18 protein-coding genes are annotated in these 15613 nt (G+C 70.7%); 12 read left to right on the top strand and 6 right to left on the bottom strand.

What is annotated here, in order from left to right:
• A partial coding sequence (locus tag STRTUCAR8_RS38540) for a multicopper oxidase family protein (protein WP_006381773.1) occupies positions 1 to 2230 on the top strand: 2230 nt, incomplete at its 5' end.
• Here the strand turns inward: STRTUCAR8_RS38540 and STRTUCAR8_RS38545 are convergent.
• Complete coding sequence (locus STRTUCAR8_RS38545) at positions 2191 to 3252, bottom strand: acyltransferase domain-containing protein (RefSeq protein WP_044473608.1); 1062 nt, start codon at positions 3250 to 3252, stop codon at positions 2191 to 2193. The two genes, STRTUCAR8_RS38540 and STRTUCAR8_RS38545, sit on opposite strands and share 40 nt — an antisense overlap.
• Positions 3253 to 3348: 96 nt before the next feature.
• Between STRTUCAR8_RS38545 and STRTUCAR8_RS38550 the strand changes: the two genes are divergently transcribed.
• The 3 genes from STRTUCAR8_RS38550 to STRTUCAR8_RS38560 all read left to right on the top strand — a co-directional run bounded on the left by STRTUCAR8_RS38550 (position 3349) and on the right by STRTUCAR8_RS38560 (position 5674).
• Positions 3349 to 5010, top strand: coding sequence for an acyl-CoA carboxylase subunit beta (locus STRTUCAR8_RS38550; RefSeq protein WP_006381777.1), 1662 nt, complete (start codon positions 3349 to 3351; stop codon positions 5008 to 5010).
• The gene (locus STRTUCAR8_RS38555) at positions 5007 to 5219 is read left to right on the top strand and encodes an acyl-CoA carboxylase epsilon subunit (protein ID WP_006381779.1); all 213 of its coding nucleotides are present in this window, start codon (positions 5007 to 5009) and stop codon (positions 5217 to 5219) included. The genes STRTUCAR8_RS38550 and STRTUCAR8_RS38555 overlap by 4 nt, the downstream gene beginning before the upstream one ends.
• Before the next feature lie 92 nt (positions 5220 to 5311).
• Complete coding sequence (locus STRTUCAR8_RS38560) at positions 5312 to 5674, top strand: Imm51 family immunity protein (RefSeq protein ID WP_006381788.1); 363 nt, start codon at positions 5312 to 5314, stop codon at positions 5672 to 5674.
• Between the two features lie 29 nt (positions 5675 to 5703).
• Here STRTUCAR8_RS38560 and STRTUCAR8_RS38565 read toward each other — a convergent pair whose 3' ends face one another.
• Complete coding sequence (locus STRTUCAR8_RS38565; RefSeq protein WP_006381780.1) at positions 5704 to 6084, bottom strand: hypothetical protein; 381 nt, start codon at positions 6082 to 6084, stop codon at positions 5704 to 5706.
• Positions 6085 to 6311: 227 nt separating this feature from the next.
• Here STRTUCAR8_RS38565 and STRTUCAR8_RS38570 point away from each other — a divergent pair, with 227 nt between their 5' ends.
• The 3 genes from STRTUCAR8_RS38570 (at position 6312) to STRTUCAR8_RS38580 (ending at position 8917) form a co-directional block, all read left to right on the top strand.
• Entirely contained in the window at positions 6312 to 6596 is a 285-nt protein-coding gene (locus tag STRTUCAR8_RS38570; RefSeq protein ID WP_006381775.1) for a hypothetical protein, read from the top strand.
• Complete coding sequence (locus STRTUCAR8_RS38575; protein WP_006381772.1) at positions 6586 to 7641, top strand: polyprenyl synthetase family protein; 1056 nt, start codon at positions 6586 to 6588, stop codon at positions 7639 to 7641. The genes STRTUCAR8_RS38570 and STRTUCAR8_RS38575 overlap by 11 nt, the downstream gene beginning before the upstream one ends.
• 112 nt (positions 7642 to 7753) lie before the next feature.
• Positions 7754 to 8917: an oxygenase MpaB family protein gene (locus STRTUCAR8_RS38580; RefSeq protein WP_006381778.1), complete on the top strand. Its 1164-nt coding sequence runs from the start codon at positions 7754 to 7756 to the stop codon at positions 8915 to 8917.
• Positions 8918 to 8967: 50 nt separating this feature from the next.
• Here the strand turns inward: STRTUCAR8_RS38580 and STRTUCAR8_RS38585 are convergent, their stop codons facing one another.
• Positions 8968 to 9474, bottom strand: a complete 507-nt coding sequence (locus tag STRTUCAR8_RS38585; protein ID WP_006381785.1) for a PaaI family thioesterase — start codon at positions 9472 to 9474, stop codon at positions 8968 to 8970.
• 98 nt (positions 9475 to 9572) lie between these two features.
• Here STRTUCAR8_RS38585 and STRTUCAR8_RS38590 point away from each other — a divergent pair, with 98 nt between their 5' ends.
• Positions 9573 to 10040, top strand: coding sequence for a winged helix-turn-helix transcriptional regulator (locus STRTUCAR8_RS38590; protein WP_006381776.1), 468 nt, complete (start codon positions 9573 to 9575; stop codon positions 10038 to 10040).
• Here the strand turns inward: STRTUCAR8_RS38590 and STRTUCAR8_RS38595 are convergent.
• Complete coding sequence (locus STRTUCAR8_RS38595) at positions 10006 to 10203, bottom strand: hypothetical protein (protein WP_006381784.1); 198 nt, start codon at positions 10201 to 10203, stop codon at positions 10006 to 10008. The genes STRTUCAR8_RS38590 and STRTUCAR8_RS38595 overlap by 35 nt on opposite strands.
• A gap of 420 nt (positions 10204 to 10623) precedes the next feature.
• On the opposite strand from STRTUCAR8_RS38595, the gene STRTUCAR8_RS38600 reads away from it, so the two are divergent.
• Together STRTUCAR8_RS38600 and STRTUCAR8_RS38605 are read left to right on the top strand one after the other, a co-directional pair.
• The gene (locus STRTUCAR8_RS38600) at positions 10624 to 10896 is read left to right on the top strand and encodes a type II toxin-antitoxin system Phd/YefM family antitoxin (RefSeq protein WP_044473610.1); all 273 of its coding nucleotides are present in this window, start codon (positions 10624 to 10626) and stop codon (positions 10894 to 10896) included.
• Positions 10893 to 11150 (top strand): Txe/YoeB family addiction module toxin, encoded by a 258-nt coding sequence (locus STRTUCAR8_RS38605; protein WP_006381783.1) that lies wholly within the window; start codon positions 10893 to 10895, stop codon positions 11148 to 11150. Before STRTUCAR8_RS38600 ends, STRTUCAR8_RS38605 begins: the two co-directional genes overlap by 4 nt.
• A gap of 632 nt (positions 11151 to 11782) precedes the next feature.
• Here STRTUCAR8_RS38605 and STRTUCAR8_RS38610 read toward each other — a convergent pair.
• Complete coding sequence (locus tag STRTUCAR8_RS38610; protein WP_006381770.1) at positions 11783 to 13918, bottom strand: tetratricopeptide repeat protein; 2136 nt, start codon at positions 13916 to 13918, stop codon at positions 11783 to 11785.
• Positions 13915 to 14325 (bottom strand): hypothetical protein, encoded by a 411-nt coding sequence (locus tag STRTUCAR8_RS38615; RefSeq protein ID WP_006381782.1) that lies wholly within the window; start codon positions 14323 to 14325, stop codon positions 13915 to 13917. The genes STRTUCAR8_RS38610 and STRTUCAR8_RS38615 overlap by 4 nt, the downstream gene beginning before the upstream one ends.
• Positions 14326 to 14553: 228 nt before the next feature.
• Between STRTUCAR8_RS38615 and STRTUCAR8_RS38620 the strand changes: the two genes are divergently transcribed.
• Together STRTUCAR8_RS38620 and STRTUCAR8_RS38625 are read left to right on the top strand one after the other, a co-directional pair.
• Positions 14554 to 14823, top strand: coding sequence for a hypothetical protein (locus STRTUCAR8_RS38620; protein ID WP_044473611.1), 270 nt, complete (start codon positions 14554 to 14556; stop codon positions 14821 to 14823).
• The gene (locus STRTUCAR8_RS38625; RefSeq protein WP_006381786.1) at positions 14816 to 15454 is read left to right on the top strand and encodes a DUF6879 family protein; all 639 of its coding nucleotides are present in this window, start codon (positions 14816 to 14818) and stop codon (positions 15452 to 15454) included. Before STRTUCAR8_RS38620 ends, STRTUCAR8_RS38625 begins: the two co-directional genes overlap by 8 nt.
• Positions 15455 to 15613 lie beyond the last annotated feature (159 nt).

Consider the following 15613-nt stretch of genomic DNA (forward strand, 5'->3'; position numbering starts at 1 on the left):
GGAGGCGGCACCGGCCGCACCCGGCGAGGGCCGCTCCCCGGGCCGACCCGCCACGACACCACGGGAGCCGGCGCCCTCGGGCGCGACCGCCCCGCACGCGCTGCCGGAGGCGCGTGCGGGCGAACCGGGGCTTCCCTCGCGACTGAGCCTCACCGCCGCCTCGACACTGCCGGGGACGCCCGGCGGACACGAGACCGGCGACACGGCGACGGCATCGCGCGTCCCGGCGCTTCCCTCACGGCCGCGGCTCACCACTGCCCCACCACCGGCGGAGACGCCCACGGAACCCGGCAACGGCGAGAACGGCAGCGGCGCCAGCACCGGCAGCAGCAGCGCATCCGAAGCGGGCGCACCCGCGGTCCCTCCGGAGCTGCGGCTCGCCGCCGCCTCCTGGCGGGTCGTCGTGCCCGTGCGGGTCTGTTTCCTGGCCGCGCTGTTCGGAGGCGGGCTGACCCTGCACCCGCCGGCCCCGCCCTACGGCATGCTCTTCGCCCTCGAAACGGTGCTGCTCGTCCTCGCCGCCTCGGGACTGGTGCTGTGGCACCAGCGGTGGCGGGCGGTCGTGGGGGCGCCCGGCTGGCGGCGGCCGTCGCGGGCGCGGCGCCTGATGCGCGGGACGGCCACGGTGACCGTCCTCGCGGTACTCGTCACGGGCGGCTGGACCCTGGCCTCCGAGCGAAGCCGACTGCCCGACCGCATGGGCCAGGACCACCACGCGCACACGTACGACACCGGCGGCGGCCCGGCACCCGGGCAGGCGCGGGCGCGTGATCTCACCACCCTCACCGGCCCCCGTACCGGTACCCCCGACCGCCGCTTCACCCTCACCGCGGCAGCCCGCACGATGCGACTGGCCTCCGGCGAGAAGGTCGCCGCCCTCGCCTTCAACGGACAGCTTCCCGGCCCCGAACTCCGCATGCGGCAGGGCGAGTTGGTCGAGGTCGTCCTCGTCAACCGGAACGTCCGCGACGGAGTCACCCTGCACTGGCACGGGGTCGACGTCCCGGCCGCCGAGGACGGCGTGGCCGGGGTGACGCAGGACGCCGTACGCCCCGGCGAGCGACACGTGTACCGCTTCCGGCCGCCGCGCGCGGGCACCTTCTGGTACCACGCGCACCAGCAGTCCAGCACGGCCGTGGCACGCGGCCTGTTCGGCGCCCTGATCGTCGAGAAGCCCGGCACGACCGCCGAGGGCGTGGACCGTGCCGTCGTCGCCCACGCCTGGAGCATCGAGGGCGCGAAGGGGGCCACCGGCGGGCGTCCGGGCGGTGGCGGCGCGCTCAGCGGACAGAACGGCATCGGCGGCCTCCTGCGCACCGCCTTCGGCGACGACACCCGGACGCGCCGCGAGCGGGTCCCGGCCGGCACCCCGGTCCGGTTGCGCCTGGTGAACGCCGACAACTGCCCCCGTACCTACTCACTCGCCGGTACGGCCTTCCGGGTCGCCGCGATCGACGGCAACGAGGTGTCGGGCCCCACCGAGCTGCGCGGCACACGGCTGCGGATCGCGGGCGGCGGCCGGTACGACGTGACGTTCCGCCAGCCCGCAGGACCCGTCCAGCTGACCGTGGTCGGAGACGCAAACGCCACCAGCGCCAGCCATGGAACCGAGGGGTGCGGCGAGGACGGCGCCTACGGAGCGGGCCAGGTGGAGACGGCGTCCCTGCTGCTCGACCCCACCGGCACCGCCGATCCACCGCCCACCGCCACGGGCCCGCTCTTCGACCCGCTGGACTACGGCTCCCCCACCGCCGCCACGCCCGGTGCGTCCACACCCTTCGGCCCCGGCACCCGCTACGACCGCGACTTCCACCTGGTCCTCGGCAACAGCCTGGGCTTCTACGACGGGCGCCCCATGGTGCTGTGGACCGTCAACAACGCCGTCTACCCGGACATCCCGGCCCTGCTCGTCCGGGAGGGCGACCGGGTCCGCGTCTCCTTCGTCAACCGCAGCCTCGACGACCATCCGATGCACCTGCACGGCCACCGCGTGCTCGTCCTGTCCCGGAACGGGCAGCGGGCGACCGGCAGCCCCTGGTGGACCGACACCCTGAACGTCGCGCCCGGCGAACGCTTCGAGGTGGCCTTCCTCGCCGACAACCCCGGCCTGTGGATGGACCACTGCCACAACCTGGACCACGCCCGCGACGGCATGGTCCTGCACCTGGCCTACGACGGTGTCACCACCCCCTACGAGGCGGGCAGCTCGACCGGCAACCTGCCGGAGTGATCCGCCCCGCCCCCGTCCACCACCGCCCGCGTCTGCGTCTGCCGCTCCTGTCCGAGCAGCAGGTCGCGGGCCGCGCGCACCGTACGCCGGTCCTCCTCGGGTCCCAGGGCCCGGGGAGGCAGTGTGGCGACGACCGCGCTGCGGCCCGAGCGCACGGCCCGGTGCCCCCGGGCGATGACCGCAAGGCTCTGCGCCGGCCCGGCCTCGACGAGGATCCGGTCCTCGTCCGCCAGGACCCGCTCCAGCGTCGGCCAGAACAGCACGGGCGCGGTCGGCTGCCCGGCCCAGAACGCGGCCCCGGTCGCCTCCCGCGCACCGAGCGGCCGGGTGGTGTAGGCGGAGTACAGCGTCGTACGGGGCGGGGAGAGCGCGAACTGCCCGACGAGCGCCTCGGTGTCGGCGACCAGCGGCCCCAGCACCGGGCTGTGGTACGGGGTGCGGGTGGCGAGCCGCCGGAAGGTCCTGCCGTCCGCCGTCAGCCTGCGCGCCACGGCGTCCAGCGGGCCCGCCGGACCCGAGAGCACCGTGTGCCGGGGCGCGTTGACCGCGCCCACCACGACCCCGGCCCCCAGATATCCGGTGACTTCCTCGCGGGCCGCGGCGACCGCCAGCATCCCGCCCGCCGGTGTGCTCCGCTGCTGCCGTACGCGCTCCCACAGCAGCCGGACCGCGTCGTCGAGCCGGAACACCCCGGCGAGCACGGCGGCGGCGAACTCGCCCATGCTGTGCCCGAGATACGCGGCCGGGCGCACCCCCCAGCTCTCGACCAGGCGCCCCATCGCGTAGTCCACGGCGAACAGCAGGGGCGCGGAGCGGATGTCGGTCTCCATCGGCACGACGGGCCGCTCGGCCAGCCAGTCGGCCCTGGCGGCCTCGCCCTCCGGGCCGAGCCGGACCAGGACGGAGTCGACCGCGTCGGTGAAGACGGCTTCGTGGCCGTAGAGCCCGGCCGCCATCTGCGGGTGCTGCGCTCCTGTCCCCGGGAACATCAGGACGACGGAGCGGCGGTGAAGGTCAGTCATGACACCAGGCTGGACCGTACGGATCGAGCCGCTCTCCACCGGCTCTCGCGCAGACCGTCGAGCCTGCCTTGAGCGGCCGGGCGCACGCTGCACCACATGAGCGTTGTCGACGAAACGACCTCGGCGCCGGTGACCACCCCCCGGAACGCGACAGTCACCTCCCCGGCCGTCCCGGCAGACACCCCCGCGCCTGCCACTCCCGGTGACGGTCATCTGCGCGACCGCGTCGCGGAACTCACCGAACTGACCGAGGCCTTACGGCGCGGCCCCAGCGAACGGGCGACCGAGGCCCAGCACGCCAAGGGAAAGCTGACCGCCCGCGAACGTCTCGAACTCCTCTTCGACGCGGGCACGTTCACCGAGATCGAGGAGCTGCGCAGGCACCGCGCCACCGGCTTCGGACTGGAGGACCGGCGCCCGCACACGGACGGTGTCGTCACGGGCTGGGGCCTGGTGGACGGCCGTACGGTGTTCGCGTACGCCCATGACTTCCGGATCTTCGGCGGTGCCCTCGGTGAGGCGCACGCGCAGAAGATCCACAAGCTGATGGACCTGGCCGAGAGCGCGGGCGCGCCGATCGTGGGCCTGTGCGACGGCGCGGGCGCACGGATCCAGGAAGGGGTGACCGCCCTCGCCGGCTACGGCGGCATCTTCACCCGGAACGTCCGCAGTTCGGGGGTGATCCCGCAGATCAGCGTGGTCCTGGGACCGTGCGCGGGCGGCGCCGCCTACTCCCCCGCACTGACCGACTTCGTGTTCATGGTGCGCGGCACCGGCCAGATGTTCATCACCGGCCCCGACGTGGTCCAGGCGGTCACCGGCGAGGCCGTCACCCACGAGGTCCTGGGCGGCGCCGACACCCACGCGACACTGTCGGGCGTGGCGCACTTCGCCTACGACGACGAGCAGTCGTGCCTCGACGACGTACGGCACCTGCTGTCCCTGCTGCCGTCCAACAACCGTGAACTGCCCCCGCCCCAGCCCACGTCCGACCCGCCCGACCGCTCCTGCGAGGCGCTCCTCGACCTGGTCCCTGCGGACCCGGGGCGGGCGTACGACATGCGGGGCGTGATCGCCGAGATCACCGACGACGGTGACTTCTTCGAGGTCCAGGAGGACTGGGCGACCAACGTCGTGTGCGCGCTGGCCCGGCTGGCCGGCCAGGTGGTGGGCATCGTGGCGAACCAGCCCGCGTCGTTCGCCGGTGTGCTCGACATCCACGCCTCCGAGAAGGCGGCGCGGTTCGTGCAGACCTGCGACGCCTTCAACATCCCGCTGGTCACCCTGGTCGACGTGCCGGGCTTCCTCCCCGGCGTCGACCAGGAGCACGGCGGCATCATCCGGCACGGCGCGAAACTCCTGTACGCCTACTGCAACGCGACCGTTCCCCGCGTCCAGCTGATCCTGCGCAAGGCCTACGGCGGCGCGTACATCGTGATGGACTCCCGCTCCATCGGCGCCGACGTCTCCCTGGCCTGGCCGAGCAACGAGATCGCGGTGATGGGGGCGGAGGGGGCGGCGAACGTCGTCTTCCGGCGCGAGATCGCCGCCGCCGCGGACCCGGAGGCGACCCGCGCCCGGCTGGTCAAGGAGTACCGGACCGAGCTGATGCACCCGTACTACGCGGCCGAACGCGGCCTGGTCGACAGCGTGATCGACCCGGCCGACACCCGCTCCCGGCTGATCGGAACCCTGGCGATGCTCCGCGCCAAGCACGCCCCGCTGCCGGCCCGCAAACACGGAAACCAGCCCCAGTGAGCGGCCCCGCGGTACGCATCGTCAGCGGAGCCCCGGAGGCGGACGAACTGGCCGCCCTCCTCATGGCCCTGCACGCCGTGAGCACCCCCGACCGGCCCACCGGACCGCCACCCCCCTCGGCGGCCCCGTGGCCCCGCCCGACCACCCCTCTCACGGCCCCGGCCCCTGCCTGGTCGACCCACCGCCGACCGGCCTGGCAGGACACCTAGACACCCCTGAGCCGGCGGATCGTCGCCACCGGGCCGTCCGGGCACCCCGTCGAGCAGGCCGGACTGTCAGTGGGGCATGTCAGGATCCCCCCATGACTGAAGCAATCGATCACGCGGACCTCGCCCCACTGAGCCTGTTCGACACCTCGCCCGGCAACTACAGCCTGATCCTCAGCGACAACCACTTCGCCGAGGCGGCCGACCTCTTCGAAGCCGCCGGCCAGGAGGTCAGCGGCTACTGCTGGGACGCCGTCGCGCACACCGCGGTGCGCGTCCACGCGCCGGAGCTGGCCGACCGGATCGGCGGCTTCGATCCCGAGGCCGGGATGATGTGCGTCTACGGCAACGACGAGGCGGCGCTGCGGGAGCTCGGGCTGATTCTCAGCGGCGCCTTCCACGACCGCGCGAAGCTGGCCGCGCTGATCGAGGTCACCGACCCCGGAGACTGGGACTGAACCCGGATCCACCGTTCGCCGACATCGGACTACGGCAGGACGAGTGGCACGGTGATGGTCAGGTGTTCGTCGGTGGTCGGCAGGGCGGCGGTGAGGGCGTTCATACGGGTTGCGAGGTGGCCGATCACCCGGCCGGTCAGTTCCTCGTCCCACCCCGCTGTGCCCTCCGGTGACAGGCGCTTCTCCTCGTCGGCCGGAGGGTTGTCACCGAGATAGCGCGCCGTGTCCATGTTGACGACCCAGCAGGCCAGCGCGATCTTCACCTGCCCGGGCGCCGCCCACTGCGCCCGTACGTGGGCGCACATGGTGAAGTCGTCCCCGCCGAATGTCACCGTCGTGGAGAACGGCCTGCCCCGGGGGTACTGCTGAACCAGCTCGAGCACCGCCGGCTGCACAACGGCTCGCGCCATGGGTTCCGTGTACATCGTCCGCCCCCTCGCCGAGCCTGGCCTCCAGCATCCCAGCTGGGGCCGACGACCGACAGACCGTCTGTCGCACGGTCAAGCGAAGTGATCACTCGATCGTGACTTTCCCCCCTCCCCCGCCCACCGTGTCGCGATGCTGGAAAAGAACGGCGAAAACGGACAGGGATGACACCGGGATGGGGTTGGGGATGGGGTTGGGGATGGAGAGTGGCATGCCGCACGAAGCCGGACGACGCGGAGAGCCGGGGCTGGACGAGCGGGCGGTGCTGCTCGTCGCCGGGCTGGCCGATCTCACCGTGAGCACCCTGGGTTCGGCCGTGGGGACGATCCGGGGGCTGCTGCGCCGCTCGGACGCCGCCGAGCTGGCGGCGGAGGCCGAGCACGACCTGGTGACGCGCGGACGTCTGGTGCTGGACCGGTACGCGGCCGTGCCCCCGCCGCACCTGGAGATCCTCGCCCTGCACGCGCTGGCTCGACGGGCCGCAGATGACGTTTGACCGGTGGGAGCCGACCGCGTTCAAGACCCGCGTCGACGAGGTGCTGCAGCCGTTCGTCGCCCAGGAGGCCGATCGGTTCGCGGCGATCGACCCACTACTGGGCCCGGTGGCCGAGCAGTTGGAGGCCGTTGTCGCGGACGGCAAGCGGATGCGGGCGGCGTTCTGTTACTGGGGCTGGCGTGCGGTGGGGCAGCCGGACAGTGACGCCCTGGTTCGGGCGGCGGCCTCCATGGAGCTGGTGCACGCCGCGGCGGTCGTGCACGACGACCTCATCGACGACAGCGCGTTACGCCACGGCCGGCCCACCCCGCATGTCGCTCTGCGCGGTGCCGTACGCCGTCGCCCGCGTGCCGTCGCCGCCGCGAGGTCGCTGGCGATGCTGGTGGGGGATCTGCTGATGGGCCTGGCAGGGCAGCTGTTCGCCGGCAGCGGTCTGCCCGCCGCCTACCTCGCGCGGGCCCGCCCGTTGTGGGCGGTCCTGACCCGGGAGCTGATCGCGGGCGAGTGCCTGGAGATCCTGCGTACCGGCGCCGAGCCGGACGTCGCGGCGTCGCTGAAGGTGATCCGCTACAAGACCGCCAAGTACACAGTCGAGCACCCCCTGTTGATCGGAGGCGCCCTCGCCGGGGCGGGTGAGCGGCTGCGCGAGGGCTACTCCGCGTACGGTCTGCCGCTGGGCGAGGCGTTCCAGCTGCGCGACGACCTGATCGGTCTGTTCGGCGACCCGGAACTCACCGGCAAGGCCAACTCCGACGACGTACGCGGCCATCGGCCCACGGCCCTGCTGGCGGAGACCTGGCGAATCGCCGATGACGGCGACCGGGAGCAGCTCCGCGCCCTCCTGGGCCGACGCGACCAGGACGGGGACGGTCTCCACGCCGTCCGCGAGGTGATGGGCCGGCTGAAGACGCCCGACCGCGTCGAGGACATGATCACCGCGCGCGTCGAGGAAGCCCTCGGCGCACTCCACGAGTTGGACGTACCCCGGCAAGCCGCCACCGCCCTGACCGAGTTGGCGCACTCGGCGGCCGTACGCCTGTCCTGACGCCCACCCAGGAACGGCGCGAGCCCGTGCCGCCCGCCCCGCCCGACAACGCTCCCTCCCTCAACCCGCCCGTCGTGGACGCCCCCTTGAAGACGAAGACAAGGACCCTGCCGTGACCTGCACCGAGGCATCGATGGACACCCTGCGCCAGGCCGGCGACGAACTCGCCGACGCCACCGTGGCCGCACTCTTCGAACGCGGGGAGGTGGGCAAGTTCAACACCCTCATGCGCTACGTCTCCACCGCCGGCGCTCCCCTGCCGGACGGGCTGCCCGATGTCGCCAGGGAGTACCTCCAGGCCACGAGCGTCCCGCCGGCCTGGGTCGACTGGGGGGAGATGGAGAAGGCCCGGCTGTTCTTCATCGACAACAACGTGCACATCTCCACCGCCCTGTCCTTCGCCTCGATGCCCGCCTGCTACGTCGTCCCGCACGTGGCGAAGCTCCTGTCGGCCACCCATGGGCTGGAGTACCCGTCCAAACGGATGGCGGAGACCGGCCAGTTCACCGTCTACCTGATGCGGCCCGACGCCTTCGAGGCCGGCGGCCGGTTCATCCCCGCCGCCCAGAAGGTCCGCCTCCTGCACGCGTCCATCCGCCACCACCTCGTACGGGAGGACCGCTGGGACACCGGGACGCTGGGCACGCCGATCTGTCAGGAGGACATGATCGGCGGGCAGATGTTCTTCTCCCTGCTCGTGCTGGACTCCCTGCACCGACTCGGCATCCACATGTCCACCGAGGGCGCGGACGCGTACTTCTACGCCTGGCGGGTGGTCGGCGCGATGCTCGGCGTCGACCAGGACGCCGTGCCCAAGTCCCTCGACGAGGCACGTCAGTTCCTGGACCTGTACATGATCCGGCACATGGGCCCTTCCGAGGAGGGCACCCATCTGACCCGGCAGCTCATCGACCTGTACGAGGAAGTCGTACCCGGCACCTTCTTCGACCCGATCGTCTCCGCGCTCATCCGCCACCTCGTCGGCGACACCTGCGCCGACTGGCTCCAGGTGCCCCGCACCACCTGGGACACCGTCGTCAAGGCGGTCCCCCACCTGCTCGGCGTACTGGAGACCGTCGAGGACCGCTCCCCCCTCGGCGCCTGGGCCCTGGACCGCCTCGGCCACCTCACCACCGTCCTCCAACTGTCGTCCCTCACCCGAGGACGCGTCATGCACTACGCCATCCCCGAACACCTCAAGAAGGACTACGGCCTCTCCGACACGCTGCCCCGCACCCGCCGATGGACCCCGCCGGCGGCGACGGTCGGCCGGTGAGCCGCACACCGAGTCGCCTACCGGCCGTCGTATCGCGTCTTCGTCACCGTTCAGCCCACGGGCTCGGCCCCGGGCACCGGAAAGATCATGCAGCTACTGGTCGCGTGAGCGAGCAGACGGTCCGTGCCGTCGACCAGACGAGCCTCGGCGAGAGCCGTCTGGCGGCCTCTGTTGACGACCGTGCCGATGGCGCGGACCTTGCCGGTGTCTACCGTGATCCGCCGGAGGAACTTCACGGTCAGGTCGAGCGAGGTGTAGACCATGCCCTGGGGAAGCGTCGAGTGGACGGCCCCGCCCGCCGCCGAGTCGAGGAGGGTGGCGAAGACGCCGCCGTGCACGCTGCCGATGGGGTTGTAGTGGTCCTCGCCAGGCACCAGCGAGAAGACCACGCGCCCTTCCTCCACCTCCTCAAGGGTGAAGTCCAGGGCGGCCGTGATGGGCGGCGCGGGCAGACGTCCCTCAAGCAGGTCGCGCATCATCTGCAGCCCCGAGGTGCGGCCGGCGGCGGCTCCCGAGATCGCGGGGTCCTCCCACTCGTATGTACGCGTCCGTCCCACAGTCCCATGCCTCTCGCTTCAGCTGACTTCGTCAAGCGAAGCTAGTCCCGCTTCCGTCTGGCTGTCAATCGTGAAGTCAGGAGGCATACGATGGCGCCATGACGTGGCTTGAGGTGAGCGCGGAGAACTGCACGGTCCAGCGCACGCTCGACGTGGTTGGCGAGAAGTGGACGCTTCCGATCCTGCGGGACGCCAGCATGGGAGTGCGCCGCTTCGACGAGTTCCGGCGCCATATCGGCCTGTCGGAGGCGGTGCTCAGCGACCGGCTGCGCAAGCTGACGGCGGCCGGCATCCTGAAGTCCGTCCCGTATCAGGAGCCGGGTAGCCGCGTTCGCCACGAATACCGTATGACGCGCAAGGGCTGGGACCTGTGGCCCGTCCTCGTGGCACTTCGGCAGTGGGGCGAGGCGTACGAGGGCGACCCGGAAGGGCCGGTCCTGGACATTCGGCACAGCGAGTGCGGTGCCCCGGTACGGGCGGTGGTCGAGTGCGCCGGAGAGCACACCGCCCTGACCCCCTCCGAGGTCACCGTCAGCCCCGGCCCGGCGGCCCGCCCGCAGCCGTAGCGACGAGGATCTCGCCGGAGAGGTCGGAGAGGGGCGAGTCCTTGGTGGCCCGGGCCAGGACGAGTCCGCCAAGCATGGTGTGGAGCCGGGTGATGCGGTCCTGATCCTCGGTGGCGAGGAAGTCGGCGGAGTCGCACGCGCCCTCGGCGTAGACGCGCCTCACCTCGCGGCCTCCCTGCTCGCGCGCGTACTGAGAATGCCGAACTCGTAGCCACCGAGCGGCGGACCGCCGAGTCGGCGAGTAATAGTCAGTACAAATAGTCAATACCTGTGGGTCAGTTGAGGTGCCTCAGACTGCGTGGGTCCCGGGAGTTTTCACGCTGCCCGAGGGGCTTGCCGCCGCCTGACGAGACAACCACCAGAAGGACCGGAAATTATCTCCGCCGCGAGCCAAAGGCCCTTTCCGGGGAAATCCGCAGGTGGCGCCAGACGAGTCGGGCTGCACGTCCCTGACCGGCCGGAATCCGATCAGGATTGGGCGATACGCCCCACTCGGCGCCGACGGCCCGCGCCGCGACTTGTACCGGAATTGAGTACCAGCATGGTACCGTTTTCTCGTACCATCAGGAGAGAGGTGTCGCACATGACGATAAGTGCCAGCGAGGCCCGTAAGGACCTCTTCCCACTCATCAAGCGCGTCAACGACGACCACATCCCCGTGCGCATCAGCTCCAAGAGCGGCGACGCGGTACTGATGTCCTCCGAGGACTACGACTCCTGGCAGGAGACTGTCTACTTGCTGCGCTCCCCCGCCAACGCGCGAAGCCTCATGGAAGCCGTCGCACGGGACAGGGCAGGTGAGGCCGTGGTCACCAGGACCGTGGCGGAGCTGGAAGAGCTGGCGGGTGACGGGTGAGGAGCGTCCACTTCGACCCGGCCGCGTGGGAGGACTTCCTGTTCTGGCTCGGCTCGGACCGAGGCATGGCCCGCAGGATCACACGGCTGATCGCGGAGATCCAGCGCACTCCCTTCACCGGCATCGGCAAGCCGGAGCCCCTGAAGGGTGACTTGTCCGGCTACTGGTCACGCCGGATCGACGACGAGCACCGGCTCGTCTACCGGGTGGACGAGAAGGAAGTCAAAATCCTCAAGGCCCGCTTCCATTACTGAGTCCGCCCCTCGGCCCTGCGCTGAACTCTCTCCTCCTCCGCCCCTCTTGGCTGGTGAGCTACGAGGACTGGGGCTCTCTCCCTTGAAGGCACTTCCGTCCGAGGAAAGGCTCCGAGAATCTTCCGCGGCGAATGACTCGTGAACCACGTCAACTTCCCCGAACCCGCGAGAGACAGCCCCCTGACCAGCACTTTCGCTGATCAGAAACCCTAGGCGGCAGACGAGCTGGGCCGTACGCCGGGGAGAGTCACCGCAACGCGTCTACCTGCGCAAACATCCAAATAACCCCTTCATTGGTTACGTTGATGGCTACGTAAGGATTCCCCGCCATGGAGCGTTTTGGGGATTCTCGGCGGAACGGGCCACACACCAGGGGCGTCGGTCTCGCACTGTTCGGCCAGGCACGCATCGAGGCAGAACTGGTCATGCGGTGGCCGGACGGGAATGACGTTCACGGCTCGACCGTCAGGTCAGACGGCTTGGCGGCGCCTGCCCTTTTCGGCCCCCTCGCACTGCATGTCACCCGTACCGCCTGCGCACCGCACCGCACCCTACGTCCGTGTTCCCATCGGCCCCGTGCCGTCTTCGCTCGCGCTCCGTTCATGCGCGCCGCTCCCGTCGCGTCGTCAGTACTACGCCTGCCGATGCCCTGACCGGTAAACGTCCAGCAGTTGACGGCTCGCGACCGTGAAGGGGTGTTCGGCACCCAGGCCGCGTTCCCGCCGCCCTACGACATCGGCCATCAGCGCGATCCCCTCCTCCACATGGCCGAGCGCGGCCCGGGTGCGGGAGAGGAGTTGCCGGGCGGCGAGCACCATCGGGTACTCGGGCCCGAAGCGCCGCACATACGTCTCGGCGACCCGGCGGATCTCACGGTCGGCCTCGTCGAACCGGCCCAGGAGGTACAGCGCCCACGCGTGGTTGTGCCGGGCGCCCAGGGTCACGGTGTGGTCGGGGCCGAGAAACCGATCGCATTCCGACGGCAGCGTGAGCAGCGTGCCGCCCTCCTCGGTGACCACTTCTGCGGCGGGCAGCATCTCCAACAGGCTGGCGCGGGCCCGCAGGGTCAGCGGATGCGCGGGGCCCAGCACCGAGCGGCGGCCGGCGACGGTGTCGCGGAGAAGGACGACGGATTCGTCACGTCTGCCGAGGTTCGCCAGCACGAGCTGGAGGCCGTAGCCGCTGTCCAGGGTGTCGGGGTCGTCAGCGCCGAACAGGCGCTCCTGCGCGTCCCGGACGGCGCGGAGCGCCGCTTCGGCTTCGGCATACCTGCCCAGCCGGAACAGTGCGCGCCCCGCCCTGGAGCGGGCGGCGAGGACCGTACGGTGGTCCGCGCCGAGGAGTGGCTGCGCGAGGTCCGCCGCGTTTCGGGCGGTCTCCCAGGCGGAGAGGTAGTCACCGGTCCGGTGCAGGGCGACCGACAGCCGCGTCGCGACGGCCAGGGCGTCGGCGGCGGACGGCCCACCGATGTGCCCCAGCAGAGCCAGCGCGTGAGGGACGAGCAGGCGCAGACCCGGATCGTGGGGACCCGCGTCGGGTACGCCGGGCACGGCCGCGTCGAGCAACCGGACGGCTGTCGTGTCTAGGTCGGCCACCAGGTTCGCGGGGGTCGCCGCCGAGACGCTGTCGAGCAGGATGCCGTGACTCTGTACGCAGCGCGCGCCGGCGGCGTCAACCAACTCGGACAGGGACTGGTCGAGAAGGGCTCTGAGGGCTGTCTCGGTCCGGGCACGAGCCAGTACGGCGCCGATGTCGGCGTGGTTGAGCAGAGTCAGCGGCAGTGGCTCGGCGGCGAACCGGGCCAACAGTCTGAGCAGGGCCGCCGCTTCGGGCAGTCCGCGCGCTTCGAACGCGTCGAGGGTCAGTTGCCAGGTCAGGCCGACCAGATGCCGGGGGTCCGCTTCGGACAGGGCCTCGGCTCCCCGGTCGATCAGCTGGACCCGTTCGTCGCCGTCGAGTTGGTCCCCGTAGGCGTCCATCGTCCAGGGGTCGATGACCTGGTGGGAGAGAAAACCGCCCGCCAGGGTGAGGGCGAGGGGCAGTCGCCCGAGCCGGTCCGCGACCCGCGCCGCCTGCTCCGTCGTACCGCTGTGCGGTGCGAGATCGCGCAGGACGAGCGCGGCGTCGTCTCGGGGCAGTACGCCGATGTACTGCAGCTCGGCGCCCGGCCACCACCGGGCCGCCGCTCGCCGCGTGGTCACCAGGACGGTGCCGCGCGGGCTGGTGCGCAGCCAGTTGCCGTCGCGCAGGATCTCCGGATCGTCGGTGTTGTCCAGGACCAGTAACCAGGGTTCGGCGGAACGGTCGAGATAGGTCCAGACGAGATCGGCGGCAGGCCTGAGGCCGTTGCGCGCGGCGAGGAGTTCGCCGTCGCTCGCTCCTCGGTCGGCGGCGACGGCGAGCATGCCGGCGCGCAGGCTCGCACGGTCGGAGGCGTTGACCCACAGGCCCACCCGGCCCTGTTCTCCGGTGGCCTCCTGGAAGAGGGCGCAGGCGACCGCCGTCTTGCCCGAGCCGCCCATGCCGTACAGGACGTAGACCTGGCCGCCGCGCTCCGCCGCGACGCTCGTCCGCAGGCGTTCCATGACGTCGCTGCGGTCGCGGAGCGCGACGGGGGGACGGCCGACCGCCGGGCGCCGCACCGAGTCGGGTCCGCCGCGCTCCGGCCCGTCAGCGCCGTAGTGGTGGTGTTCGCTGATGTGCTGGTCGCCCGACGACTGGTAGACCCGTCCGTGATCCTCGGCGTGGCCGTCCGTACCGCCCGTCATCGCTCGGCGATGTGCTGGTCACGTCCCGCTTGGTAGACCCGGGCCTGACCGGACGCGGTGGCGTGCTGGGTGATCCGACGGGCGGCCGAACCACCGGGATCAAGCTGGTCCAGCAGTGCGCGCAGTTCCTCGACGGCGGCGGGCCGGGCCACGAGCAGCCGCCGTACCGATCCCTGCCACTGATGACGTACTTCGTCCAGGGTCTCCTGGTCGTCGGTCGCCACGGCGGCCAGTACGTCCTCGCGACCGGTCTCCAACTCGGCGGCGACGATCTCGGCGCGCTCGGGTTGCGTCCGGCGCCAGAGCTGCGTGATCCCGTCACGCGCGCGGTGCCAGGCGTCGGTCGCCATCAAGGCGACCAGGGTGGTCCCCGCGCTCTGTGCGAGCACGGTCACTTCTGGGTCCACAGCCGCCCCTCCGTTCACCCGATTTTCCGACAGCAGAGATGGAAAGTGTTGCCTGCCAGGCGTTGGCATGATTTTCTTTCCGACCAATATCATTCCACCCCTGAGCGACATGAGACAAGGAGGAATCAATCCTCGCCATTACCCTCGCAGACCGGGCCTAACACATGGTCAGGCAGGCAAGTTGCACGCTACAGTGAGGTTTCGAGACTGATCTAGGGGGCGATGGATATGGCCAGGCCATGGGAAGCGGATCCGGACACGAGTTTCAAACAGCGACTGGGGAAAACACCCCAGGAACTCGGAATCACAACCGGAACTCCCGACTGCCCGGACATCTGGGAACTCGCCAACGGCGACATCGCCGTCATCGGCCGGGACCTCACCCAGACGCTCGGCAGGAACCTGCCCGACGGGATCTCGATCGGGTCGGACGAGCGCCTCGTCGTCATCCCCAGGAACATGCTCATCGCGGCGAAGCCGGACATCCCCAGTGTTTGACTCCTTCCCTAACGGCCCCTCCGTACGCCTGGACCGACCCACCTACCACGCGGAGTTGGGCCGGATCTACACCAGCGGGATCGGCTTCCTCAACAAGCTTGAGCGCGGCCAGCACTTCAAGGAGCGCGGCTTCCCGAGCTGGGAGGCCTTCGCCGACGGCGACTGGGACAGGGCTCTGTCCCTGGCCGACGAGAGGCGCGAGGACTACGCGCGGGAACTCCGCAGGGCATCGCGGCTGGGCGTCACGCAACGCCGTCTTCGCGTCGTGGAATTCCCGATCACGCCGTACGTGCAATGGGAGTTGTTCGTCCTGCGCGTACGCGTGGACCTGGGAGACGACATCAGGGTTCTCAACGTGCACGATATTTCGAACATCGAGCGGACCCGTCCGGTTCCAGAAGTAGTCGTTCTCGGCGATGCGGCCATGTATGAGGTCGTTTACGACGAAGACGGAAATGCGGCCGGAGCCAACCGATACACCGACCGCTCACTGATCCGGGAAACGAACGTCGGATTCGATGCGCTTTACGAGGGTGGTGAGCGATTCCACGATTTCTTCGACCGGGAGATCGCCACCCTGGCACCGCCCCAAGTGTCCGGTGCTCCGACGGGCGTTCGCGGTTCGCGGTGATCAGCACGGCGGGAGCGGGATGACGAGAACGCCGACCGCATCGGTCACCCCTTCGGCATCCGGGAGGGCCGCTCGCGGTGTCAGGGCTGGGGTTCCTCCAGCCTGACGACGGTGACGTCCACGTCGTGCTGTCCGGTGCGGGGAGTGGGAGTGGGCGTG

Source organism: Streptomyces turgidiscabies Car8 (assembly GCF_000331005.1).
GTDB classification, from domain to species: Bacteria; Actinomycetota; Actinomycetes; order Streptomycetales; family Streptomycetaceae; genus Streptomyces; species Streptomyces turgidiscabies.